The 24,687-nt window shown below is 66.8% G+C and carries 26 protein-coding genes; 4 read left to right on the forward strand and 22 right to left on the reverse strand.

The annotated features are described in order from the left end of the window. Positions 1-7: 7 nt before the first annotated feature. Genes R2733_26240 through R2733_26285 form a run of 10 tightly spaced genes read right to left on the reverse strand, consistent with a single transcriptional unit; the run spans position 8 to position 8,962 of the window. Positions 8-1,597 carry a flagellar hook-length control protein FliK gene (locus R2733_26240; GenBank protein ID MEZ5380022.1) on the reverse strand — a complete coding sequence of 530 codons (1,590 nt, stop codon included), beginning with the start codon at positions 1,595-1,597 and terminating at the stop codon, positions 8-10. Continuing rightward, positions 1,594-2,670 (reverse strand): transglycosylase SLT domain-containing protein, encoded by a 1,077-nt coding sequence (locus tag R2733_26245; GenBank protein MEZ5380023.1) that lies wholly within the window; start codon positions 2,668-2,670, stop codon positions 1,594-1,596. Before R2733_26245 ends, R2733_26240 begins: the two co-directional genes overlap by 4 nt. A gap of 3 nt (positions 2,671-2,673) precedes the next feature. After that, positions 2,674-3,108: a hypothetical protein gene (locus R2733_26250; GenBank protein MEZ5380024.1), complete on the reverse strand. Its 435-nt coding sequence runs from the start codon at positions 3,106-3,108 to the stop codon at positions 2,674-2,676. A gap of 56 nt (positions 3,109-3,164) precedes the next feature. After that, on the reverse strand, positions 3,165-4,496 hold the full coding sequence (locus tag R2733_26255) for a FliI/YscN family ATPase (protein ID MEZ5380025.1): 1,332 nt from the start codon (positions 4,494-4,496) through the stop codon (positions 3,165-3,167). Then, positions 4,496-5,185, reverse strand: a complete 690-nt coding sequence (locus R2733_26260; protein MEZ5380026.1) for a FliH/SctL family protein — start codon at positions 5,183-5,185, stop codon at positions 4,496-4,498. Before R2733_26260 ends, R2733_26255 begins: the two co-directional genes overlap by 1 nt. Continuing rightward, entirely contained in the window at positions 5,175-6,299 is a 1,125-nt protein-coding gene (gene fliG, locus R2733_26265; protein ID MEZ5380027.1) for a flagellar motor switch protein FliG, read from the reverse strand. Before fliG ends, R2733_26260 begins: the two co-directional genes overlap by 11 nt. Next, complete coding sequence (fliF, locus tag R2733_26270; protein MEZ5380028.1) at positions 6,296-7,903, reverse strand: flagellar basal-body MS-ring/collar protein FliF; 1,608 nt, start codon at positions 7,901-7,903, stop codon at positions 6,296-6,298. Before fliF ends, fliG begins: the two co-directional genes overlap by 4 nt. Position 7,904: 1 nt before the next feature. Then, positions 7,905-8,213, reverse strand: coding sequence for a flagellar hook-basal body complex protein FliE (locus tag R2733_26275; GenBank protein ID MEZ5380029.1), 309 nt, complete (start codon positions 8,211-8,213; stop codon positions 7,905-7,907). Then, a complete protein-coding gene (locus R2733_26280) occupies positions 8,213-8,617 on the reverse strand; it encodes a flagellar basal body rod C-terminal domain-containing protein (GenBank protein ID MEZ5380030.1) in 405 nt (134 codons plus the stop codon). Before R2733_26280 ends, R2733_26275 begins: the two co-directional genes overlap by 1 nt. 3 nt (positions 8,618-8,620) lie before the next feature. Beyond that, positions 8,621-8,962, reverse strand: a complete 342-nt coding sequence (locus tag R2733_26285; protein MEZ5380031.1) for a hypothetical protein — start codon at positions 8,960-8,962, stop codon at positions 8,621-8,623. Positions 8,963-9,488: 526 nt separating this feature from the next. Between R2733_26285 and R2733_26290 the strand changes: the two genes are divergently transcribed. Then, positions 9,489-10,421, forward strand: coding sequence for a type IV toxin-antitoxin system AbiEi family antitoxin domain-containing protein (locus tag R2733_26290; GenBank protein ID MEZ5380032.1), 933 nt, complete (start codon positions 9,489-9,491; stop codon positions 10,419-10,421). A 131-nt stretch (positions 10,422-10,552) separates the two neighbouring features. Here the strand turns inward: R2733_26290 and R2733_26295 are convergent, their stop codons facing one another. From R2733_26295 to R2733_26350, 12 genes are all read right to left on the reverse strand, one after another. Next, entirely contained in the window at positions 10,553-10,873 is a 321-nt protein-coding gene (locus tag R2733_26295) for a hypothetical protein (protein MEZ5380033.1), read from the reverse strand. Then, positions 10,870-11,301, reverse strand: coding sequence for a flagellar export chaperone FliS (locus tag R2733_26300; GenBank protein ID MEZ5380034.1), 432 nt, complete (start codon positions 11,299-11,301; stop codon positions 10,870-10,872). Before R2733_26300 ends, R2733_26295 begins: the two co-directional genes overlap by 4 nt. A gap of 255 nt (positions 11,302-11,556) precedes the next feature. Then, the gene (gene fliD, locus R2733_26305; GenBank protein MEZ5380035.1) at positions 11,557-13,479 is read right to left on the reverse strand and encodes a flagellar filament capping protein FliD; all 1,923 of its coding nucleotides are present in this window, start codon (positions 13,477-13,479) and stop codon (positions 11,557-11,559) included. A 145-nt stretch (positions 13,480-13,624) separates the two neighbouring features. Then, entirely contained in the window at positions 13,625-14,800 is a 1,176-nt protein-coding gene (locus R2733_26310; GenBank protein ID MEZ5380036.1) for a flagellin, read from the reverse strand. A gap of 560 nt (positions 14,801-15,360) precedes the next feature. Beyond that, on the reverse strand, positions 15,361-15,852 hold the full coding sequence (locus tag R2733_26315; protein MEZ5380037.1) for a flagellar basal body-associated FliL family protein: 492 nt from the start codon (positions 15,850-15,852) through the stop codon (positions 15,361-15,363). Between the two features lie 80 nt (positions 15,853-15,932). Then, positions 15,933-16,949: a flagellar motor protein MotB gene (locus R2733_26320; GenBank protein ID MEZ5380038.1), complete on the reverse strand. Its 1,017-nt coding sequence runs from the start codon at positions 16,947-16,949 to the stop codon at positions 15,933-15,935. Next, positions 16,942-17,730: a motility protein A gene (locus R2733_26325; GenBank protein MEZ5380039.1), complete on the reverse strand. Its 789-nt coding sequence runs from the start codon at positions 17,728-17,730 to the stop codon at positions 16,942-16,944. The genes R2733_26320 and R2733_26325 overlap by 8 nt, the downstream gene beginning before the upstream one ends. Continuing rightward, on the reverse strand, positions 17,730-18,032 hold the full coding sequence (locus tag R2733_26330; protein ID MEZ5380040.1) for a flagellar FlbD family protein: 303 nt from the start codon (positions 18,030-18,032) through the stop codon (positions 17,730-17,732). The genes R2733_26325 and R2733_26330 overlap by 1 nt, the downstream gene beginning before the upstream one ends. Positions 18,033-18,320: 288 nt before the next feature. Continuing rightward, positions 18,321-19,220, reverse strand: coding sequence for a flagellar hook-associated protein FlgL (gene flgL / locus R2733_26335; GenBank protein MEZ5380041.1), 900 nt, complete (start codon positions 19,218-19,220; stop codon positions 18,321-18,323). Between the two features lie 41 nt (positions 19,221-19,261). After that, on the reverse strand, positions 19,262-20,659 hold the full coding sequence (gene flgK / locus R2733_26340) for a flagellar hook-associated protein FlgK (protein MEZ5380042.1): 1,398 nt from the start codon (positions 20,657-20,659) through the stop codon (positions 19,262-19,264). A gap of 1 nt (position 20,660) precedes the next feature. Beyond that, a complete protein-coding gene (locus R2733_26345; protein ID MEZ5380043.1) occupies positions 20,661-21,179 on the reverse strand; it encodes a hypothetical protein in 519 nt (172 codons plus the stop codon). Between the two features lie 122 nt (positions 21,180-21,301). Further along, on the reverse strand, positions 21,302-22,123 hold the full coding sequence (locus tag R2733_26350) for a sigma-70 family RNA polymerase sigma factor (protein MEZ5380044.1): 822 nt from the start codon (positions 22,121-22,123) through the stop codon (positions 21,302-21,304). 327 nt (positions 22,124-22,450) lie between these two features. Here R2733_26350 and R2733_26355 point away from each other — a divergent pair, with 327 nt between their 5' ends. The 3 genes from R2733_26355 to R2733_26365 are packed head-to-tail and all read left to right on the forward strand — an operon-like array spanning position 22,451 to position 24,677. Then, on the forward strand, positions 22,451-23,491 hold the full coding sequence (locus tag R2733_26355; protein MEZ5380045.1) for a FliM/FliN family flagellar motor switch protein: 1,041 nt from the start codon (positions 22,451-22,453) through the stop codon (positions 23,489-23,491). After that, positions 23,488-24,204, forward strand: a complete 717-nt coding sequence (fliN, locus tag R2733_26360) for a flagellar motor switch protein FliN (protein MEZ5380046.1) — start codon at positions 23,488-23,490, stop codon at positions 24,202-24,204. The genes R2733_26355 and fliN overlap by 4 nt, the downstream gene beginning before the upstream one ends. Then, positions 24,204-24,677, forward strand: coding sequence for a flagellar biosynthetic protein FliO (locus tag R2733_26365; GenBank protein ID MEZ5380047.1), 474 nt, complete (start codon positions 24,204-24,206; stop codon positions 24,675-24,677). The genes fliN and R2733_26365 overlap by 1 nt, the downstream gene beginning before the upstream one ends. Positions 24,678-24,687 lie beyond the last annotated feature (10 nt).

Genomic DNA, 24,687 nt, shown 5'->3' on the forward strand with positions numbered 1-24,687 from the left:
GGCGGCATCAGAGCTGGAGGTCAAGTCCACCTCCGGTTCCGGCGGCGACGGCACGGGAGCGACGCACCGGGCGATCGTCAGGCTGGTGATCGGTACCGGATCCGGTCTCGCCGAACGGGGAGCCGCCCGGCGCACCGCCGTCGCCCCTCCCCTGGTCGGTGCCGCCGAATTGCTGGTGGGCGATGTCGACCGATGTCGGGTCGATGCCGGCCGACTGCAGCTCGGTGAGGAGACGGGCCCGATCGAGCCGATCCTGGGCGGCGGCGGTCTGCGTGACGATCCGCACGGCGACCTCGTCGCCGCGCTGCACCAGCTCGACCGAGACCGATCCGAGCTCGTCGGGCCGGAGCACGAGGTTGACCTCGTGGCGACCGGGCCCGTTCTGGCGAACGAGGTTCACCGCCTTTTGGACCTGCTCCCACACCTCGCCGTCGAACTCGGCGGCTCGCGGTGCGGTGACCGGCGTGGCAGCCGCGGGTGCGGGGGTCGAGCGCTGGGATTGGACGCCGGCGGCGCCGTCGACGCGGACGCCATTGGTCGCCGGTTCGGTCGTCGGTCGTGTGGTCTGGCCGGCGGCCGGCGCGGAGTCGACGACGACCGGCGGCTCGTTGCCGGTGTTGGGCTGAGGCGCCGGGTCGCCGCCGTCGTTCGAGGACTGCTCCTGGCTGTTTGCTGCTGCCGCCGGTGCGTCGACGATCGCCTCGGCAATGGAATCGGTAGAGGCCTCTCCCCCGCCGCTGTCGCCGGACGTCTCGACGGCGCCGTCGGGGACGACCTCGCCGACGGCAGCCTGCTCGGTCTCGGTGTCGGGCAGGAGCTGGGCACTCGCCCGGGCCACCTCGCCCGAGGGCAGGAGGTCCGAGCGACCCGCAGCGTCCTCAAGCATCGCCGCGTCGGCCGAAGGGTCACTGACGTCGGGAGCTTCGACGCGGATCGCGTCGCCGCTGACATCCTGGTCGCCGTCGGCACCGCTCGGCATTGCGGTGTCGGAGGCGTCGACCTCACCGGTGAGCGGTGACGCGTCGCCCGTCGTTTCGACGATGTCGATGGGAGCTACCGAGTCGGTGAGGACCATGACGGCGCCGACGACGGCGGCGGTCGTTGCGTCTACCGACGTGTCGTCGGCCTCGACATCGTCGGGCCCTGCATCGTCGGACACCTGCGCGGCGTCCGTCGTCGTGGTGTCGTCGCTGTCGTTGTCGTCGCTCGCCGATTCGACGTCGTCGTCACGACGGTCGGGGCGCTCGGCCCGGTCCTGACGATCGGTGCGATCGACCGGGCGAGGCGACTCCCGGCGCTCCGGGCGAGTCGGGTTCTCGGCTCGAACGTCGCGTTCGCCATCGGCACGGTGACGTTCGACCTGGGCATCGCGTTGCTGTCGAGCAGCGACCAGGGTCGGGTCGGCGGCGTGGCTGGGCACTCGGTCGGAGCGACGGGCGCCGAGCGAGCGATGCTCGTCGAGCAGGGCTTCGAACGCCGACGACGAGGTGGCGGCACCACCAACGGGAGCGTCGGCACCGGCGCCGCCGAGCAGCAGTGCCCGGAGCGAGTTCGCCGTCGGCGGCCGAGAGTTGAGGGGATGGTCGAGATTGGTCATGCGGCGTTGGCACTCCAGATCGCTTGGACTTGACGGACGTAGCGTTGGGTTTCGTCGAACGGTGGGATGCCGCCGTACTTGGCGACATTCCCGGGTCCGGCGTTGTAGGCGGCCAGAGCGAGCGAGATGCTCCCGAACTGGTCGAGGTTCTGACGCAGGTACTGGGCGGCACCGTCGATCGACGAGGCGGGGTCGGTCGGATCGACGCCAAGGCCGGCGGCGGTGGCGGGCATGAACTGCATGAGGCCGACGGCGCCGGCGGGACTGACGGCATCGGGGTCGAAGTTCGACTCGACCTGGGCGACAGCGGCCAGGAGCGCCGGATCGATGTCCCAGCGATTGCCCGCTTCCACGAACAGCGCCTGCAGCTCCTCGGGTCCGAAGGATCGATCGGCGTCGAGCGAGGTCCACGTGGCTCCGGACGGTCGCTGGGTGTCCACGACGCGCCGGATCGTGGTGATCGGGCGGTCGATCTCCTCGACCTTGACGACCTCGCCGGACCGCGGCGCGTGCACCATCTTGTTGTCGCCGAGGTAGATGGCGACGTGATTGACGGGTTCGCCGAACGCCAGCAGGTCCCCGGGGAGCGCATCGTCGATCGACCCCACTTCGATGCCCATCGTCGCCTGGTCACGGCTGACTCTCGGCATGTCGACCCCGATCTCCCGGAACGCGGTGCGGACCAGAGCCGAGCAGTCGATCCCCGTCTCGGGATCGTTGCCGCCCCAGAGGTAGGGGGTGCCGAGGTGATCCAGCGCCCCGAGTACGACGCCGTCGCCCAGATTGCGTTGCTGCGGTGTGGCGGTCGTGAGTGCGGCCAGCTGTGCCGTGTCCAGCGTGAGTGGTGCCGTGCTGTCGGCCTCGGTCGACGGTGCGGCCGCCGTCTCGGCGGTCGCGGTGGCGTCGGCCAGTGCGGCTGCGAAGACCTGCGCAGCCCGCTGCGCCGCAGCCCTGCCGTTGGCACTCGGTGTGGTCGCGGGCGCGTTGGCTCCCCCGCTGGCGGTACCAGCGGCGTTCGCCATCACGGCAAGCGTCTCGACTCCTCTGCGGAGCTCGGCCAATCCGACGGTCATGACTCAGGCGTGGCTCGTGGATCGGCGGGACATCGACAACTCTTCGATCAACGCCTCTTCCGCCTTGGCCGCCTCGATCGCGGCTTCCTCGGTGAGACGGTCGACCATCTTCTCGAGCGAGTTCGCCCGCTGCCGCTCGGCCTGCCACGTGGCGTACTCAGCCTCCAGATCGGCCATCGAAGCGTCGAGCAGGGCCCGGCGATGCGCCGAGGCGCGGAGGCCGCTCTCGACCAGGAGGCGGCCGAACTGGACGGTGGCGAGGTCGAGACGCTCGCCGGTCGCGGTCGGCGCTGCGAGCTGGGCTTCGGCCGCTTCGAGCTCGCGTCGGTTGGCCTCGACGGTGCGCCGCGCCTCGGCGACGACGGCCCGCTGCTGCTCTTCTTTGCGGCTCTGCATCTTGAAGATGCGCTTCATACGTTTGGTCTTTGCGTTGCTCATGGGGGGTCTCCTCGGGGTGGAGGTGTTTTCGTGTGGGGGTCGTTGGTGGCGCTGGCTCAGCCGGTGGGTCCACCGACGGCAGCGAGCAGTGCGGCCAGTTCCTGCCAGGCGCCGTTGCGATCGCTCAACTGGTGGAGTGGCTGTTGGAGGAAGTTGGTGGTCGCCGGGCGCAGGGCGATCGCTCGGTCGATCTCGGCGCTGCTGCCGGGCGAGTACGCGCCGACCTCGATGAGATCTCGAGCCTCGTCGAACACCGCCATGGCCTGGCGAATGTCCTGGGCGAGCTGGTTCTGCTCGACGGTGTTGACGCCCCCGGCGACCCGGCTGGCCGAGGCGAGAATGTCGATGCTCGGGAAGTGACCGGCGTTGGCCAGCCGGCGAGACAGTGAGATGTGACCGTCGAGAATGGACCGGGCGGCGTCGCCGATCGGATCGTTCAGGTCGTCGCCTTCGACCAACACGGTGTAGAAGCCCGTGATGGAGCCCCGGGCCGACGTGCCGGCGCGTTCGAGCAAGGTCGGCAGCAAGCCGAACACCGAGGGCGTGTAGCCCCGGGCGGTGGGGACCTCGCCGGCCGACAGACCGATTTCGCGCTGGGCCATGGCGAAGCGAGTGAGGCTGTCCATCAACAGCATCACGTCGCTACCTTCGTCACGGAACCACTCGGCGATGCGGGTGGCGAGGAAGGCGGCGTTGCGTCGGACGAGGGCGGGCTCGTCCGACGTCGCCACGATGATGACGGCCTCCTTGCGACCCTCGGGACCAAGGTCGTTCTCGAGGAACTCACGAACCTCACGACCCCGCTCGCCGACGAGGGCCAGCACCTTGATCGGCGCTTCGGTCCCGCGCAGCAGCATCGAGAGCAGGCTCGACTTGCCGACACCGGAGCCGGCGAGGATGCCGACTCGCTGACCTCGGCCGCACGACAGCATCGTGTCGATGGCGCGGACGCCGACCTGAAGCGGTTCGGTGACACGGGGTCGGTCCATGGCCGACGGCGGATCGAGGTGGATCGGCACCCGATCGGCGACGCTGAGCGGCGGGCCACCGTCGATCGGATTCCCCTGCCCGTCGATGACTCGGCCGAGGAGACCGTGCCCCACCGGGGCGAGGAGCTGGCGGCCGAGACCACGAACGGTTTCGCCGACAGCGCGGCCTCGCAGGTGGCCGTAGGGCAAGACGGTGGCAGCGGTCTCGTCGAGGGCCACGACCTCACCGATCACCGGTTCGGTCGGTCCACGATCGTCGCCCATCAGGACGAGGTCACCGATGCCAACGTCGATTCCGGCCACCTCGGCGTGGAGCCCGAGCACTCGCATGAGCGTGCCGGTCTTCACCGGACGGGCAGCCTCTCGCAACATCGTCGGCGACGCACTCAAGCCCAGCATCAGCGGCCTCCTGCGGTCCGGCCGGAGGTGCCCCGCGACGTGATGCCGAGGACATCGGCGACGCGACCGAGGGCGGCGTCGATCTGGCCATCGATGCGGGCCGCGCCGGCGTCGACGATGGCACCACCACGGCCGATGGTGGGGTCGGCGACCACCTCGTAGTCGGCACCGATCAGTACGGCGCCGACGTCGCCGAGCATCTCGGCGTCGGCCGGGTTGAGTCGGACGACGACCGAGGTGCGGCGCGGGATGAAATCGAAGCAGCGGCGGATGGCGTCGAGACCAGGATCGTCGGCGGTGTGGATCTCGCGATCGAGGATGAGTTGGGTGAGGTCGAACGCGAGGTGCAGCGCATCGTCGGAGAGGTCGGCGGCCACCCGACGGTCGGTCTCGGCCAGCTGGGCGATCGCGTCGGCCATGGCCGACGCCGAGGCGTTGACCTGGTCGCGCAAGGTCTGATTGGCGGCCTCGGCCGCCAATGCTCCGGCCTCGAAGCCCTCGCGGTAGCCGCTGTCGTAGCCGTCCTCGGCCGACGCGAGGCGAACGGCTTCGAGGTGTTCGGCCCAGGCGCCGGTCGGCTCGATCATGGCGTCGGGCGCCGGAGCGAACAGGTCGGCGACGGGCAGCGAGGCCACGTCGACGGCATCGCTCGATCGGCGCACGGTGAAGACGGAGTGGTCAGCTGACAAAGTCCGCTCCTCCCCGGTTGATCACGAGTTCGCCCGATTCCTCGAGGCCGGTGACGACGGCCAAGATCTCGGCCTGGGCCTCTTCGACCTCGGCGATGCGGACCGAACCCATCAGGCTCATCTCGTCGACCAGATTCTCCCTGGCCCGAGACGACAGGTTGTTGAGGAACAGATCGCGCACGACGGGGTCGACGCCCTTGAGCGCCATCGGCAAACGGTTCGCATCGACATTGCGCAGCACCATCTGGATCTGGCGATCGTTGAGGATGCGCATGTCGTCGAAGACGAACAGCTTGCCCTTGACCTCTTTGCCCAGATCCGGATCGACGGAGTTGAGGCCTTCGATGACCTTCTCCTGCAGGGTCTTGTCCAGCCGGGTCAACAGCTCGACGAGGGTGTCGGTACCGCCGGTCACTTCGAGGAATCGGTTCTCGAGCACCGGCGAGAGGCGCTCGCGGACGCCGGCTTCGACGCGTGCGAGCGAGGTGCTCGTGACCTGGTCGAGCGTCGCCAGGCGCACGCCGATCTCGGCCACCAGGGCCTCGTCGATCGAATCGAGGATCGCCGAGGCAAAGTCCGGCGACAGGTGCGAGATGACGAGGGCGATCGTCTGCGGATGCTCCATCGACAGGTGGAAGGCGATGACGTCGGGCGGAAGTGCGTCGAGGAACTGGAACGGGACCGACGGCGCCGTCTCGTCGAGCTCGGACAGGATCTCCCGGGCGCGGCGCTTGCCGAGGTTGGTGACCAGGTACTCCTTGGCCAACTCGACGTTTGCGATCGGCAGCGGCTTGTCGCCGTTCGCGAGCCGGGTGAACTCCTTGAGGATGGAGTTCGCCATGGGCATGTCGACGCTGCCGAGGCCGGCCAGCTCGCGAATGACCATGGCCACTTCGTGCTGTTCGAGCCCGCGCAGGAGGGGGCCCGACTTGTCGATCCCGAGCTTGAGGATGAGGATCGCGGCCTTGCGGGCGCCGGAGAGGCCCGAGAGGTCGTCGATCCCGCGTGCCGCCAGCGCAGCAGCGGTCGAAGCCGAGCCTGCGGGGATTGGACTTGCCGAGGGAAGGGCCGAGCTGGTGCTCACCGACGGTGTGGAGGTGTCGGCAGGGCTCATGCGATCGGCTCCCGTTCGCTCAGCCACAGGCGGAGCAGGTCGGCAACCTCATCGGGCTGGTTCTCGATCAGTTCGAAGATGTCGGCCTCGCGCTCGGCGATCTCGGCCTTGGCCGCCTCGATCTCGGCCTGGGTCTCTTCGGCGGTCGGCAGCGCTGCGAGGTCGACACCGTTCAGGTCGATCGACTCGATCACGTTGTCCTTCTTGCCCTTGCGGAGCATCAGGATCGAGAAGACGACGATGACCAGAGCGATGAGGGCCGTTGCACCGGTACGGATGAGGCCGATCAGGCTCTCGGTGCCCTGGGCCGACGCCGCCTCTTCCAGCGCCAGCGCCTCGGCTTCGGCAGCGGCGGTGTCGAACGGCAGGGCCTGCACGGCGACCACATCGCCACGAGCGGCCTGCACACCGACGGCGGCGCCGACGAGGTTCTCGAAGTTGGTCAGCGATGCTGCATCGTCGAGCCCGGCCTCCGCCAGCACGGTCTGGTCGAGCACGACCGCGACGGAGACCGACGTCGGCGTACCGGGCGCTTCGGTCCGCGTGGTGACGGTCTCGTCGTACAGGTACGCGTTGTCCGCCTCACGGAGGCGGTAGTAGAGCTCGTTGCCCTCGGCGATCGTCACCGGGTCGACGAGGTTGTCCTCGGTGCCGAGAAGTCCGGTGTCGAGCTGATCGTTGGGAGCGATGTAGTCCTCGGCGCGGGTGGTGTCGCTCTCGATGACCTGGACACCGTTGGCGTCGAGGACCGGCGTGCGCTGCCGGGTCTCGGACTGGCTCTGGCTGAAGTCGAGGGCCGCCGTGACCGTGACCCGCGCGTTCCCCGGACCGACGACACCTTCGAGCATGGCCTGCACCTTCGCTTCGAGCGCGTTCTGGTACTCGGTAGCGATGTCCATCGACGAGCCACCGGCCACACCGCCAACGCCACCGGTCACCCCGGGTGCGGCGTAGACGTTGCCGGCCGTGTCGCTCACGGCAACGTTCTCGGGCGTCAGGCCCTCGACCGATCCGGTGACGATCGCGATGATGGTCTGGACCTCGGAGTCGGTGAGTCGGCCCGAGCCCAGGTTCACCGAGACGGTGGCCTTCGAGTACACCTCGTCGTTGGAGAACAGGTCGGCCTCGGGCATCACGATGCTGACCCGGGAGGTCTTCACTGCGTCCATCCCATTGATGGTCTTTTCGAGCTCACCCTGCAGCGCCCGCTGATAGCCGGTGCGCTGATCGAACTCCGAGGTGGTGAAGCCGTTCTGGTCGAGGATCTCCCAGCCTTCGGGGCCGGAGCTGACACCGGCCTGGCTGAGTGCGATCCGCGTGGCATTCACCTGGTCGACGGGCACGTAGATGGATCGACCATCAGGCCCGAGCTCGTAGGGCACACCAATGGTGGTGAGCTCGGTCGTGATCTCCGCTGCGGTGCCCGAGTCGAGGCCGCCGTAGAGGAAGCCCATCTGGGTACCGCCGCCGAGCGTCGACAGGAAATAGATCACGGCGAGTGTGGCGAAGAAGGCGCCGCCGAGCTGTAGACGCTGTTGCATGGTCATCCGGCTGATCGAGGCGCCGACACCGTCCTTGACGGCAACGATGGAGGTTCCAGCCATGTCAGACCTGCATTCTCATGATCTCGTTGAATGCCTCGACGGCCCGGTTGCGCACGGCAACGGTCACCTCGGTCATCAACTGGGCTTCGGTCGTCGCCATCATGAAGTCGCTGATGGACGACAGGTCGCCGGTGGCGGCAGCTCGCGACGCCGCATCAGCGCGACGTTCGGCCGCACCGAGGGAATCGAGCGCACCGCCGATCTGGTCGGCGATGCTCGTGTCGGACGACTCGGCCGCTGCCGCGTACCGGGCGGATTCGACCCGACCACCGAGTCCGGCGACGCTCACGCCGCCTACGGGGCTGATCACTAGCGGCCCCCGATCTCGAGTGCTCGACGGTACGCGTCCCGAGCCCGCTCGAAGGCGGACACGTTCGCTTGGTACGCCCGCTGGGCGATCAGCATGTGGGTCATCTGGTCGGAAAGACTCATGTCGGGAGCTCGCACCATTCCTTCGGCGTCGGCGAGTGGGTGGGTGGGGTCGTAGATGGTGATGCCTTCGGGGTTGCCGAAGCGGGCTTCGGTCACGACGGCGCCTGCGGGTTTGCCATTGCGGGAGGCGGAGGACACCACGACCATGCGTTCCTGATACGCAGCTTCATCAGTGCTGCGGATCGTGTTCACGTTGGCGATGTTGTCCGAGACGGCGTCGAGCCAGGTCTGGTAGACGTCCATGCCGGACGTCGAGATGCCGAGGCTGCGGAAGATCTCCATCGACTACGACCAGGTCGCTCGGAGTTGGCGGTACTGGGCGTTCAGTGCCTCGGTCACCAGCTGCTGGTGGAGGTTGTTCTCCTCGAGGGCGGTGATCTCGTGGTCGAGACGGACGTTGTTGCCGTCGAAGCGGGTGGGATCGAGCGAGATCGAATGGGTCACCCCGGCGCGTTCGGGTCGGCCGTCCTGGATCGCACGGCGCAGCGACGCTGCGAAGTCGACCTCCTGGGCGAGGTAGCCCGGGGTCTCGACGTTCGAGATGTTGTTCTCGTGCGCCTGGCGCTGGACGTCGAGTCCGCGCAGTGCTGCTCCGAGCGTCTGGGTGGTGAGGTCGCTGATGAACACGACCACGCTCCTTTGTTGGACGAGGTTCGGCTGCCGTCGTCGTCTGTCGATGACAGGCGAAGTCGGCACGTACGGCGCCCGTCCATGGGCGTGACATGTGTTGCTTCGATCCGGACCGAATGGGGTTCGGATCGACCCGCTCAGCTTCCCGCTGGACTACAGCCTCGGTAGCCATTCGAGAATCGTGAGTGAGTCGTGCGTCTCATCTCTCGAAACGATCCCCCCAGGTCCAACGCCCCACCCCCGCCCCTCACCACCCGCACCCCTCACCTCGTCCGCCCGCGCCCCCACCTGCGGCCGCCAACCACCAACCGCACCCAGCCCAGCCCACCGACGCCAACCTTCGGGCCACCGTCCAAACCAGCACAACCTCCGGGGCTCCGCGCTTCAGGCCGAACGCAGGCTCGGAGGTTGTCAGAGATCGAACGGTGCCCCGGAGGTTGGGCCTTTGCTCGTCCCACACCCGCTGCCGATCCAATCTCGTCCATCTCTTGCTTTTTACTTTTAATTACGTTTAACTCTCCACATGGCGGAATCAGTGGATCAACGAATCGTTCAGCTCGCGGGCCTGCATCACGGGGCGGTCTCATCCAAGGAGCTGCAGCGAGCGGGCATCAGTCGATCGTCGATCACGAGCCGACAGCGCAGCGGGTTCTTGGTGCCGGTGGCCAAGGGCATCTACTCGGTACCGGCGATGTCCTCGCCTCTGACTGTCCTGGCTGCGGCTCAATTGGCGCTGCCGTCGTCGGTGGTCAGCCACCGCACCGCTGCTCGCCTCTTGGGTATGCGGGTTCGAGAGGACGGCGTGCACGTCACCTGCCCACCTGGTGCCCACCATGGCCTCGATGGCATACAGGTGCATGAGAGCCGGCGTCTCGAAACCGTCGATGTTCGACTCCTCGATGGGATTCGGGTGACGACCCCAGCTCGAACGTTGTGGGATCTCGTCAACGTCATGGGAGTGAACCTTCATCGCAATCTCACACAGGAGCAGGTGGCCGTCGGCGCACCAACAAAGGACGAGCTCATCGCCTGCCATCGAGCGATGGCGCGTCGAGGTCGCAAGGGGACCAAGAAGATGCGTGAGCTACTCATGTCGACCTTCGACGACGAGCCGTATCCCGAGTCCGAACTCGAGCGCCGTGTTCTGGTCGAGCTCGTTCAACGCAACGCCCCGCCCATGCATCGACAGTTCAAGCCGCCGTGGTACGACGGCATACGTGGCATCGTCGACTTCGCCGACCCGATCGGCAAGACCATCTTGGAAGCCGATGGTCGCCGGTGGCATGCCTCCGAGATCGCCCGTCGCTCCGATCTCCAGCGAGACCTCCTTGCTGGCAAGCACGGCTGGTTCGTCTACCGCATCGGCTGGCAGGAGGTCGTCCACCGCACCGATGCGATCATGGACGACGTCGTCGCACTACTCACGGCCCGACACAACGCAGCCCTCGCCGCCTGAACCTTCGGGCCACCGTCCAAAACCCAACAAGCTCCGGGGTTCCGTACGGCTGAGCGTACGGAACCCCGGAGCTTTGCTCGATATGGACGGCAGCCCGAAGGTTGGTGCTTGGTCGCCTGTGGCCGCCTGGGTCAGAGTTGGGTGGAGAAGGTGCTGCTGGCGTGCTGGGTCTGGTGGGTGCGGCGGCGCTGGATGGTGGTGCCGTTCGGCGAGACGCTGGCCATCTTCTCCATGATCGCCAGCTCGAGTTCACCAGCCCGTTCGAGCAGGCGCTGGGCTCGAGTCCGCAGCTCGTCGGGCACGGCGCCGGCCTCGGCGGGTGGGGCCCACGGGTTTGCCCAGCTGGGCGCGGTGCCGGACTCGGCTGTGGCGAGCTGCTCCTCGTGCCACTCCAGCGAACGCTCGAACTCATCGAGGATCTGGGGCCACGACTTGTGGTCGATGCCGATCATGCCGAGATCCCGGCGCTCAGCGCCGAACTCGCTGCCGTCGACGGACCGGCGAGGCCGGCGGTGGTCTGCCGGTACGCCTCGTGCCACGACTCGGCGAGCGGTTCGACCACGGCCCGGCAGTTCTCGACGAGGGCGATCGACTTCTTGGCGTTCGCCGCGGCCAGCTGCTCCGTCAGATAGACGTAGAGATCGGCGAGCGCTCCCCCGTCGGGCCAGGCCTCGAGGTCGAGGGCCATGTGGAGCTCGAACACGATCTCCTGGGCGTGGATCAGGGCGTTGTGCGCTTCTTCGATCGCCCGACGCTCGATGGCGTCGATCGCTCGGTCGAAGTCGAGCAGCATGCGGTCGTACAACATGGTGAGAAGGCGACCGGGAGGGGTGCTGGCCATGCCGTCAGAGCGGTAGCGGTTGGCAACGGAGGAGTTCATCGGAGGGCTTTCGAGGCTGAGCCGCCGAGAGGTGTTCGCCCGAGAGCGAACGATTGGGCTGAGGAGCGGCAAGTCTCCGGAGAGACGTGAGGAACAGGGACAGTGTCGGCGCGACCAAGCAGAGGATCAGACCGACGAGAACGAAGGGGCCGGGTGACTCACGCCCGCTGGCGTCAGCGACCGGCCGAGAATGGCGACAAGGCGTGACCTTGCCACCGAGATGAGCGACGAGGCGTGGCCCCGGCACTCAGAACATCAGCCCGAGTTGGTGCTCAGGCTGCCGAGCTGGCCGACGAGCCAGGCCGACTGGTTGTTGAGGCTGCCGAGCGCCACCTCGAGGGCGGCGTACTGGCGCTGGAGTGCGGCCTGGCGACGCTCGAGGCGGACCTCGTAGGCGTCGACCTGGCGGTTGAACGTGTTGACCTGATTGTCCTTGGCTTCCTTGGCGGTCGCCAGGTAGCCGGTACCGAACGACGAGGCGTTCTTCGCCACCTCGCTGATGCGGTCGAGGATCCCGGGTGTCGAGTCGACCTCGTCGTCGGGGGCGACGAAGAGGCGCTGCATGCCTTCGGGGTCGGCCTCGTAGGCCGAGATGAAGGCCGCTCGATCGAACTTGATGGTGCCGTCGGACTCGAGCGTGATGCCTGCTGCTCCACCCGAGATGATGGAGTTGCCGGCCACGGGATCGAGCAGCGCCCGCTGGAGCTCGTTCTGGGCTCGGCGAGGAGCCGAGCTCCCGGCCAGCAGGCCCGTGGTGCCGGCCTCGACATCGCTTTTCGTGCCCTGCTTGATGCGGGCGAAGAGCGTGCTGAGATCATTCACCAGCGACTCGACGGCGTCGGCCACCTTCTCGGTGTCCTTGGTCGACGAGATCGTCACCGGCGTCGTCGTGACCGCCGAAACGGTGGCGCTGACCCCGGGCATGATGTCCTTGAACGTGTTGCTCGCCGACGTGATGCTGTAAGGGTTGACGCCCTCGAAGGTGATCTCGGCGTCCTGCGCTGCCGTCAGCTGCTTGAACATGTCGACACCGGGCGTGCCGCTCAGGCCGGTGAACATCGACTGGTCGATCCCCACGGTGGCGGCAGCGCCGGTCTCGTTGGCCGTGAGCTGGAGGCGATAGCCGCTGCCGGTGTTGACAGCGACGGCGCCATAGTTCAGACCATCGGCGTTGTTGATGGCCGAGACGACCTCGGACAGCGTCCCCGACCCGAAACTCACCTGCTCGGTGTTCGCCGTGCCGAGCCGCATGGGGCCCGACATGACCGCAGCGATGCTGCCGGCGCTGGCGTTGAGCGTGACGGCAGTGTCTTTGGTCGTGTCGGTGATGGTGTTGGCCACCCCGTCGACCGTGACGATGCCGTCGGTTCCCGTCGCCACACCTTCGGTGAGGTTCCAGCCGAGCTCGGCCGCCGCCGATCCGCCCGTGACTTCGATCGTGTTGTCGCTGCCCTCGGCGATGGTGGACAGTGTGAGCTTGCCGGTGTCGTCGACACCTGCCTTCACGACGCCCTTTGCCGCCGGAGTGGCAGCAATCGCGGAGTTGATGGCGGCAGCCAGCTCCTCGGCGCTCTGGTATTCACCGGTGCCGATCGACAACGAGATCGAGCCCGCACCGGCGACGCTGAAGATCAGCTCGTTGTTGGTGCCGGTGATCTCGAGCGGGACCGGCTGCGGCAGCGCAGACGCCGTTGTCTTCGCCGCTGCCGACGCCTGCGTCACCTCGAAGGAGATGTCGCCGACGTTCAGGCCGGTCGCTGCCAACTTGTCGAAGCCCAGCTGCTTGGTGCCGGAATAGGAGAAGACCGAACCACCCGCCGCCACCACCGTGTCGGTGGAGGCGACGGTCTGGTTCGAGTAGATCGCCTCGCCACTTGCCACCTTGGTGACGTTGAACGCGAGGCTTCCCGTGGTGGCGCCGGAGGTGGCGGTCACCTTCACCGAGTCGCTCGAGCTGGTCGCCGACAAAGGCTGCCAGGCCGAGGGATACTTCATGGTGGCGGCCGCGGTACGAATACCGACGACCGAGGTGCGCAGACCGTCGAGTTCGGTGCTCGCCGACTTGGCGAGCTTGGCCCGATTCTCGAGGCGCTGCTGCGGGATGCGTTCGAGCTGCATCAGCTGAGAGATGATCGAGGTCGTATCGAGCCCGGTCACCAATCCATCTACTGAGCTCATGGCGTGGCTTCTCCTTCTTCCGTCGACGGGAACCGATGGTCGCTATCGAGCCGTACCGAAGTCCGGCGGCCCGAGAAAGATGACGACGAAGGTGGAGGAGGGCTGACGCAAAGGACGCCATGCGCCAGCCCTCAACCAAATCTCCTCAACCCAGGAGACGAAGGACACCCTGCGGCAGAGAGTTGGCCTGGCCCAGCATGGCCGTGCCGGCCTGCTGCAGGATCTGCTGCTTGGTGAAGTTGGTCATCTCGGTCGCCATGTCGGTGTCACGGATCCGGGACTCCGAAGCGACGATGTTCTCGGTGCTGACCTGGAGGTTGTTGATGGTGCTCTCGAAGCGGTTCTGGAGGGCACCCAGCTCGCTACGGGTGGTCGACACGGAGCCGATGGCAGTGTCGAGCGCCGTGATGGCAGCGTCCGCATCCGTCGTGAGGTCGAGGGCATCGATGTTGAGCCCAGCAGCATCGACATCGTCAATGCTGACCTCGATCGCTTCGCCGGCATTGGCGCCGACCTGGAACGACCCAGCGGTGCCAGAAGCGGCGGTCACGGTCCCGGTGAGGGCCATGTCAGCCAAAGGAGTACCGGTTCCGTCAGCGAGAACGAAGGTCTCGGTGTCATCCAGACCCGAGACTTCGAGGGTCAGGGTGGTGCCGGCGCCCAGGGTCTCGGCCTTGACGCTGACCTTGCCTGCGTAAGCGTTGCTGGCCGCCGACAGTGCCGAGTTGATGGCGCTCTCGATCGACGCAGCCGCCTCGGAACCGCTGACCGCCGCCATGGCGGGGAGGTCGACGGTGACGGCACCCGTTCCGTTGATGTTGATGGTGAAGTCGTCACCAGCGGTGTGGGTGATGCTGTTGTCGGCATCAAAGCCGGTCACCTTGGCCGGCGAGGTACCGAACGTGCCATCGAGCAGGTTCTTGCTACCGAACTTGGTGGTGTCGGCGATGCGGGTGATCTCGGATCGCAGCGCCGCGAACTCTTCCTGCGATGCCGCAATGGCGTTCGAGTCCTGCGAGCCGGTGTTGGCGGCCTGCACGGCGAGATCACGCATGCGGTTGAGCATGGAGTGAACCTCGGTGAGTGCGCCTTCAGCGGTTTGGACGACCGAGATGCCGTCCTGTGCATTGCGGGTGGCCTGCTTGAGGCCGGACGCCTGGGCCCGCAGACCCTGGCTGATCGTCAGACCAGCGGCGTCATCGCCGGCTCGGTTGATCCGGAAACCGGAGCTCAACTTCTCGAGGCTCTTCCCGAGGCTCATGTTCGAGCTGCTCAGGTTACGGTTTGCGTTGAACGCGGCGACGTTGTTGTTGATGCGCATGTCTCTAGGTTCCTTCCGTGGGAGACAAAGTGTCGTTTGGTGTTGTTTGCTTGAACCCGTCCATCCGTGGACTGCGGTTTCGCCACCGAAGACCGGTAGCTAGGGAGCAGCTTCGGTGACCTCTCCGGGGGTATGAGGCCAGCGCAGAATTTCTTTTCAGAATTTCCGGCTCCGCCCTCGGACCATCGCTGCGGACCGCGTCCGCCTGCTGCGCAGTTCTCACACGACCGAATTGAGAAACCCGCGCTTCAACGGCTCCACATTCGGAGCAGGCTTCCAACTCCTACGGAGTTCCCGCGGCGGCAGACTGAGGCCTCGCACCGGCAAGCTTCCAACTCCTACGGAGTCCTGCCCCCGGCAAGCCTCTGGCGCCTACGGAGTTCTCGCGGCGGCGAACTGTAGATCTGCGCGCCAGTTCGCGCCGGTTCCGAGCGCAGCGAGGCACCGAAGCGAACCCGTCAGAGCCCGAGCGAAGCGAGGTGAACGCTCTGACGGAACAGACTGAGCCCGGCGGAGCCGGTCGTGGCCCTTGGTCGCCGCAGGCGAAGAGCCGCAGGCTCTTACTGCATCACGAGCGACGTAATGAGCACGCGAACGACCTTGGCTTCGCCGTAGGCGGTGCGGATCTCGGTCGACAGTTCCTCTTTGAGGAGCTCGCGCTGTGCCGGGTTACCGAGCTGGGCGGCGGAGTACGAGCCGAGCTTGTCGACGATGATGTCCTTGGCGATGGCCGACTCCTTTTCGAAGTCCTTGGCGATCGTCAGCTCGTCGAGCACGACGGCGAACTGGATCCGGAGATAGGTGACGTCGGGGTCCTCGATGTTGAGCACCATCTCGGGCAGCTCGAAGATCTCGCCCTCGATCATGGGCACCGTGGTGGTCACCGCCGCCACTCCCCCGGCAGCGGCCGGGTCCTCGGCGGGCGGCGACTTGAGCACGAACTGGTAGACGAGGCCGGCAACGACGAGGCCGCCGATGGCCATCATCTTCGGGTCTTTGCCCTTCTTCTCTTCCTCGCCGTCAGCGTCGGCGGCCTTCTTCTTTTTCGCCATGTCGGTGATCTCTCGTGCGGGTGGGGTGAGCCGGTGCGCTCACGTGCGGGAAACTCGGTGGTCGAGGGCTCGAGGAGCGCTCAGCCTTCGAGACCGGTCTGGATGGGATCGATCTCGACGGGGTCGACGATCGAACCGACACCGCCGGTCCCGTCGCCGCCAGTGTCGGCACTTCCGGCGTCGGTATCAGTCGCGCCGGCATCGGACGCGGCGTCGGTCGACGCCTCGCTGCCATCATCGGGCAGCGCAACACCGTCACCGATGACGTTGTCATCGATGGCGTTGATGATGTCGACCGACGAGTCGACGAGTCCGTCGATCGTGATCACGACCTCGACTCGCCGGTTGACCGCCCGCCCCTCGGGCGTCGAGTTCGTGTCGCGGGGCCGGGTGTCGGACAGGGCGATCGCACCCATGCGGATCTCGGGAACGTCGCCGAACTGGTGGAACCAGCGCACGACGGCCGAGGCGCGAGCCCCGCTGAGCTCCCAGTTGCTGGGCCAGCTGGCGCCGGTCGGCACATTGTCGGTGTGTCCCTCGACCTCGATGAAGTTGTCGATCGTGTTCAGGACCACGGCGGTCTGGCCGAGCACGATCGGTGCGATCTCGTTGTCGAACGTGGCCTGGCCGGAGTCGAACAGCATCCGGTCGGGGAAACGAATGACGATCCCTCGCTCGTCGATCTCGACCGACACCGAGTCCTCGGCGCCCACGGCGCGGAAGCGTTCCTCCAGCATCTCGGCGACCTCTTCCGCATTCTCGGGGGTGACGGTCCCGCCGGTCTGCTGGAGTTCGCCTTGCACACGGTTGATGAGTTCCCGCACGTCCTCGCTCGGCACCACCGAGAGCCCGACCGTCAGGGCAATGCCGTTGCCCGACTCGAGCAGCGACGGGTTGTTCGCCTCGGCCGGATCGGAGATGCCGAGGGCGGTCACGATGCCGACCTTGAAGTCGGCGAACTTGGCCTCGTCGGTGAGCGCGAAGGCATAGAGCATCACGAAGAACGCCATGAGCAGGGTCATGCCGTCGGCCCATGAGGCGAGCCAGGACTCGTCGACGCCCTCGTCCTCCTCGGGGACCTTCTTCTCTCTAGGCACTCTTGGACTCCAAGACGGCCTCTCGGGCCGACGGAGGCAGGAAGGCGGCGAGCTTGCCGGCCACCGCCCTCGGGTTCGAGCCGGCCTGTACCGAGAGGATGCCCTCGATGATCAGCTCTCGGCTCTTGACCTCGGCTGCCGACAGCGCCTTCAACTTGCCGGAGATCGGCGTGAAGATCACGTTCGCGAGGAAGGCGCCCCACAGCGTGGTCAAGAAGGCCACGGCCATCGACGGGCCGAGGGCCGAGGGATCGTCGAGGTTGCCGAGCATGTCGACGAGGCCGATGACGGTACCGATCATGCCCATGGCCGGGCCCATGCCCGCAGCGGTGGCCCAGAAGCCGGCGCCGATCTTGTGGCGGGCCTGCATGTTCTCGACCTCGATCTCGAGCATCTCCCGCACGACCTCGGGGTCGGTGCCGTCGACGGCGAGCTCCATGCCACGACGGAAGAACGGATCGTCGATCTCGTCGAGTCGGGATTCGAGAGCGAGCAGGCCCTCCTTGCGGGCGAGGTCGGCGAACTCGACCAACTTGGTGACGATGTCGGTCGGGTCGGTCCCGAGTCCGCCGGTCAGCCCCTTCACGGCTGCCTTCAGACCGCCGATGGTGGCGGGCATCGTGTTGTTCGCGATCGTCACGCCGATGGCGCCGCCGAGCACGAGGATGATCGAGGGGATGTCGGCCAGGAAGATGGCGATGGGGTTGAGTCCGGCCATGAAGCCGGCGCCGAACACCGCACCGATGGCCACGAGAATGCCGATGATCGTTGCCGGATCCATTAGTTGTTCTCCCTACGAGCCGCGGCGGCGCCGGCCTCGTCATCGGTGTCGTCGGGGCCGACGATCAGGCGAAGTGGTGGCGTCGGATCGATGGGGTGTGATGTCGCCTCTCGATAGGCGACACGCAGGATCTCGGATCGATATTCGAGGACGAGATCGACGACCTCCTGGACGGTCTCGTGGACGAGCACCTTCTTGCCGTCGACCATGGTGATGACCGTGTCGGGGTTGGCCTCGACGCGTTCCATCAGATCTGGGTTGAGGGCCAGGGTCGAACCCGTGAGCCGTTTGAGGAGAATCATTGACCTTCTGCTCCGACGTTGGATGCCGGCATCCATGCCGACGCCTCCCAGCTTCGGAAGCAGGTCACGCAGTGTGAGGCTCCCCCACGCACATCTCGCTCGCCCGGCAGGAGCGCGACCCCTCGAACCGCCGGGGCACCGTCCAAAACGAGGCAACCTCCGGGGCTGCGTGCGCTCAGCGCAACGCAGGCCCGGAGGTTGTGGGAGTTTGGACGCAGGCCCGGAGGTTCGGCCAGGCGGTCCAGCGGGGGGTGTCCGGTCGACGCCCGAGCAGTGCGACCGGAAGCGTCAGCGCATGAAGTCGAGGAGGCTGCGGCTCATGGTGCGGGCGGTGGTCGACATCAGGGCTTCGTAGCCAGTCTCTGCGGCGCGCAGCCCCATGACCGCTTCGGCCAGGTCGGCGTCCTGGGTCTGCGAGATGCGATTGCGGGTGGCGACCTGCTCGTCGTCGAGGCGGATCTGAGCCGAGTCGAGTCGGTTCACCGAGGCGCCGATCTTGCCGAGCTCGGTCCGCACCAGCTGCATCGACGAGTCGATCGCGTCGAGCCCCTGGGATGCGGTGGCGGTGTCCCCCGACTCGAGGGCGTCGGCAATGGCGCCGAGCTGCTCGAAGATCGAGCCGTTCATCGGATCGGTCGGGTTCGAGGTGCCGAAGACGTTGGGGCCGGTGGCGTTGACCTGGAGGATCTCGTAGGTGTCGATCGCCCTGGTCACCGCACCGTCATCACCGAGGTACGTGCCGGCTGCGTCGTACGCCGGGGCCGATGCCGTGCCGCTGAAGATGGCACGTCCGCCCTGGGTCGTGTTGGCCGTACCGATGAGCTGATCGCGGATCTGGCGGATCTCGGCCGCGGCCGCCGCCGCAGCGTCGGTACCGGCGCCGGTGTTGAGGCCCTGCACCACGAGCGTGCGGGCCCGGGTCATCGAATCGTTGGCCGACTGCAGCGCTTGATCGGTCGATGCCAACCACTGGTTCGCGCTGGTGGCGTTCCGGCTGTACTGCTGGATCCGCGCGAGCCGGCGGCTGTTGCCGAGCAGCAGCGAGGTATCGGCCGGGCTTTCCGACGGGTTCTCGAACAGCAGACCAGACGAGATCTGCTGGTTGAACTTGTTGACCTTCGCCTCGGCAGCAGCGTTGAGTCGCTGGAACTGGGCGGTGGTGCTCTGGGCGGAGATTCTGCCGATCATGGTGCTGGCTTCCTTGCGTGCACTGGACTGGAGGATGGGGATCAGCGACCGACGAGGCCGGTCGAGTTGATCAGGGTGTTGAGCATTTCGTCGACGGCGGTCACCATGCGGGCGGCCGCCTCGTAGGCCCGCTGGGCGGACATGAGGTCGGTGAGTTCTTCATCGAGGTTGACGCCGACGGCGGCGTCGAGCGAGAACCGAGCGTGGTTCGCGCTCTCGGTGGCGATCTGGGCCGCGAAGTCGAGACGGTTGGTCTCGGCGCCGAGTTTGACGACGAACGCGTCGTACGCCTTGGCCGGTCCGTCGGCGGCGGAGCCGAGCAACGCCAGCTGGGCGGCCACGGTGCCATCGAACGTGCCGGTGGCGGTGCCGGAGGCGGCGAGGTACTCGGGGTGGTCGACCATGTCGGGATGCACAGTCACGCTCTCGGCCAGACCCCCGGTGATCGAGAACAGGTCTCGACCGTCGGTGCCGTCCTGACCGAAGCCGGTTGCGTGCAGCGTGTTCACATCGTCGACGAACTTCGTGGCGAAGGCATTCAGGTCGGCGACCAGATCGGGAATCGTCTCATTCGCCGAGCTCAGGTGCCCGGCAAGCGACCCGCTGCCGACGGACAGTTCCCGACCGCTCGGCGCCGTGATCGTGATGCGCTCCATGTTGAGCGGCGTCAGGGCGGCGTCGACCTCGCTGTCGACACCGATGTGGGTCGCGCGTCCCTCGGAGACGAGCAACTGCCCGTCGAGGCTGACATTGACCTCGTTGTTCTGGCCGTCGGTGACCGTGATGTCGACCAACTTGGCGAGCTGCGCCAACTGCTCGCTGCGCTGACCCAGCAGCGAGTTCGGCGTCGCTCCCCCGATCGAACCGGCCTTCACCTGGAGGTTGAGGTCGGCGATCGAGTCGACCAGCCGATTGACCTCGCCCACGATGGCGTTCACCCGATCGATGACGTCGGCGCGAGCGGTGTTGAAGATGTCGGCCTGCGAACGAATCGAACCGGCAACCTGCTCGGCCCGCTGCAGGGTCACCTGCCGGGTTGCGGGGTCGTCGGGTTCGTTGGCGAGATCGTCGAAGCTGTTGAAGAACTGGTTGAGCTGGTCGCTGAAGCTGCCCTCGCGCAGGGGTCCGAGCTGGGCCTCGATCGACTTCAGCGACTCCGACTCGGCGATGGCCTTGGCGGCATCGCCTCCCGAGTTGCGGAACGTGCTCTCGAGCAGCGCGTCGCGGCGACGAGTGATGCCGACGACGTCGACGCCATGTTGCAGTGCCTTGCCGCTGAAGATGCCGGTCGTACCCGAACCGATCGCGCCGAGATCCACCCGCTGCCGGGCGTAGCCGGGCGTATCGATGTTGGCGATGTTGTCGCCGATGACACCGATGCGCTCCTGATGCGCGTACAGCGCACTGGCAGCCGTGGAGAGGGCGGAGAAGTCGGACATCTCAGAGCCGGTTCTCGAACAGGTAGGAGTGGTCGGACCGCTCGCTGTTGCTGCGACCGGAACGGCCGTAGGTGGCGGCGGTCGGGGCCGCAGCTGTCGGCGCACCGACGCTCAGCAGGCTGGCCACGTTGGGCAGGTCGGCCTGGACCCGGCGGATGAGCAGGTTGCTGCGCTCGACGAGGGCCTTGGTCTTGGCGACGGCGGCGTCGATGGCGACGGCGTGCTCGGCAAAGATCTCGTTCCACGGCTCGTCGACGGCGTCGATGAGCTCACGCAACGACGGCGGCTGGCCGTCGGGTCCGACGCCGAGCAGGATCTCACGTTCGAGATCGAGTCGACTCATGCGAGCATTCGCCTCGTCGAGGAGATCGACCATGTGGTGGAGTTGGTCGTCGCGCCCATTGCTGATCAGCAGCATCTGGGTGTCGAGCAGGAAGTGCAGGCGGTCGAAGCCGCTGCGGTACTCCCACAACAACGAGGCGAGGCGAGGTAGTTCGGTGACGGCGAGGAGGTCTCCCATGGGACCAGAGTCGGACGGACCGGTCACACTATGAGGACTTCGCTGGGCCAACCAGCTGAAATGTTGTCGAAGGATGCGGAGGAGGCGCGCATCCCCGAGGTCGGATTCGGAGCCGGAAGGGCTCAGGCGATACGGCTGCGCCAGTCGTTGGCCGAGGCGAGCGCCTCGTTGAACACTCGCTGACGACGACAGACCTTCTCGTTGGCCGACTCGTCGCCGTCGTCGTTGCGGTACTGGGCGAGCACACCCGACCGCATCATCCGGATGGCATCTTCTTTGATCTGCGATGCCCGGGACTGGGTGACACCGAGCAGGGTCCCGAGCTCGGTCATCGACTTGCCCTCGAAGAAGTAGCCCATGATCACCAGACGGTGGCGCTCGGGCAAGGATCGCACCGCGTCACGCAGGTAGCCCAACACCTCACGATCGTCGAGATCGTTCTCGACCGGCGACCCCATGAAGTCGGCCAAGGTCTCGACGAGCGAGACCGAGGAATCGTCACCGCCGACCATACGATCGAGCGAATCGACCCTGGCCTTGGTGAGGTCGGCCCGGAGCCGGCTGAGCTGTCCCTTGTTCAGACCGAGCGACGCTTCGATCTCACCGGCCTTGGCCGATTCACCCTTGGCTCGATAGCCGGCGTCGAGCTGCTCGACCTGCCGCTCGAGCTCACGTACCGAACGGGGCGCCCAGTCGTCACGGCGCAGCATGTCGATGATCGAGCCCTCGATGCGGCGACCGGCGAAGGTCGAGAACGCCACTCCCCTGTCCGGATCGAACCGGCAGGTGGCTTCGATGAGTCCGATGGTCCCGGTCTGCACCAGGTCTTCTCGCGAGTAGTTCGACGCGAATCGTGCCGCCAGCCGTGAAACGATGTGCTCGACCAGCGGCAGATTCTTCTCCACCATGGCGCGCTGTTCGGCGGTGATCGTGAGTGATGTCATGCGTCCTCCAGGTTCATGCTGCTCCTTCGGACGACGTGCTTGTTGATTGAGCTATTTCCTTGCTTTAAGTCGAATGGACCATCTACAAGCAGGTATCTCCACTCACATAGAGGGTGTTGCAGCGACATTTTTCGCTGGTAACCGGGCCGGTGGGGGAGTGGCCGACCGGAAACGAGGGTGCATCGTCACGTGAACCTGAGGCGAGGCAACCCCAGCCTCGGCTCCCGCCCGACGAGCATGACCCTGCTCGTCGACCTCTTGAGAAAACCTCCACAATCGCCTCGAGGCCGTGCTCATACCGGCACCGCCGACGTCGACGCTGGGCAGGTGACGCAACCCGAGCACACCTCCGATGCCTCCGCTGGTGATGCCACCGATGTGGAGGAGCACGACGTCGACGCCGATACCGCAGGCGATGACGCTGCGGTCGACGACGCTGCAACGGCAACGGCCGACAGCAGTGAGCCGCGGCCTCATGACTTCGGTGTCGCCGGTTCCTGGCTGAATGGCGGCCGCTCGGCGGCGTTCCAGCAGTCGCTGCACGAGATGGTGCGCATGAGCGAGGACGTACTCGAGCTGTGGACCTCGAAGGTATCCACCGAGGCAGACGCCCTCGCCACCATCACACTCTCGGCACTCGGTGAGGATCCGGTGCACTTCGTCGAGGTGGCGCTCCCCGAGTCGGGCCAGTCGGCCTTCGTCATCTTCGACACGCCGATGGCCCTGTCGATCGTGACGCTGATGATGGGCGGCAACGGTGATCCGGGTGAGACCCGTCCGCTCACGCCGCTGGAAGCGGGCTTGCTGGCCGATCTCGCCATGGCGATGGTCGAAGAGTTCGCCAAGGAACTCCACCTGGGCCCCGTGAAGTTCAAGGCACATCACGCCGATCAGTCCACGATGCGTGACGGCGCCGCCGAGATCATGATGTCGTTCGGTTTCAACCTCAGCGGCAGCAAGGCGTCAGGGCGCTGTCGGCTGGCTGTCTCCCCCCTCAGCCTCCAGGCTCACATGGAGATCATCGACCGACGGATCAACGGCCGGCGGCGTAGCGAGAACGCTGGTGGCAGTGCCGCCGCCGCCGCGCTCCAGCCGGTCGTCGTACCCGTCGTCGTCGGGTTCGCGGGCATCCGCGTACCGGCCATGGACATGATGAGCCTCCAGCCAGGCGACGTCATCCGCACCGGCCAGAGCCTCGGCCGTCAACTGGTCGCGTCGGTCGGCAACGCCCCGGTGTTCACCGTCAAGGCCGGCCAGCGGGGCGAACGACTCGTCGCGGAAGTGCTCTCACTCCCCCAGCACGACTTTCCGGCCCTCGCCGCAACTGCCTCAACCACCACGAACGTCCGAACAGGAGCACCTTCATGACCACCATGGTCCTCGACAGCACCACCGCTCAAGCGCTGAGCAGTGCGCTCAGCGACCTCGGACTGGCCGTCGTTCCGACCGACCCGGGCGCAGCGATCAGTGCCACCGTCGGCCCGGTGCTCGTTGCCGAGGGATCTCGTGCCGGCCAGCCGCTCCCCGAGGCGCTCGTCGCCATGGTCGACCGCTCCGGCACCTCGGCCGACGAGGCGATCGCCGCGGCCACCGCTGCGCTCACCGCCGCCGTCGACGGCCTGTCCTTCTCGGCACCGGTGCCGACCGACGAGGTCGGTACCGCCGTCGCCTCGTTCCCGTCGATCTCCGAGGCGCTGATGATCACCGAGGGCGCCGAGACCGTCGGCGTCGTGCTCTGGATCGCCGACCGACGAGCCGACTCGGCGGCAGCACCAAGCAACCCGGCGGCGTCGACCCCGAGTGCCGGCAACACGGTGCGAGGCGCCGCGGCGATGAACGGCCTCGCGATGCTGCGAGACGTTGCGCTCGAGGTGTCGGTCGAACTCGGGCGGACCGACATGACCCTGGCCGAGGTCCTGGCCCTCCACATCGGCTCGGTCGTCGAACTCGACCGGCCTGCCGGCTCACCCGTCGACGTCCGGGTCAACGGCACGCTCCTCGCCCGCGGCGAGGTCGTCGTCATCGACGGCGAGTACGCCGTGCGCATCTCCGAGGTCATCGATCCCGAGGCCATCAGCTGATGTCGACCTTCTGGCTGATGCTGCGCCTCCTCACAGCCCTTGCCTTCGTCGGCGGGCTGTTGTGGTTCATGGCGCGGGCGGCCAAGGCCGGCCGTCTCGGCTTCCTCCTCGGCGGCGGCCCGACCCACGAGACGCTCGAGGTCACCTCGCAACGCCCGCTCGGGCGGAGCGCCTCGGTCGCTCTTGTCCGAGCCGGCGAACGCCACTTCCTCCTCGGGGTGAGCGACCACGGCGTCCAACTGCTCGCCGAAGGCGACGACCTCCACACGACCACGGCACCGGACGACGATCCCTCCGTCGAGATGATCGGTCAGGACGACCGCATCGATCTCGCCGACCACGAGATCGACGTCCACTCCCCCACGACCAACAGACAAGCGGCATCGAAGCACTTGTCGGCGATGTTCACGCCAACCCAACCACGGATGACTCTGATCGAATCGCTTCGGGAACTCACGGTACGCAAACCCTGACCGTCCCGGG

Source organism: Acidimicrobiales bacterium (assembly GCA_041394265.1).
Lineage (GTDB): Bacteria > Actinomycetota > Acidimicrobiia > Acidimicrobiales > SZUA-35 > JBBQUN01.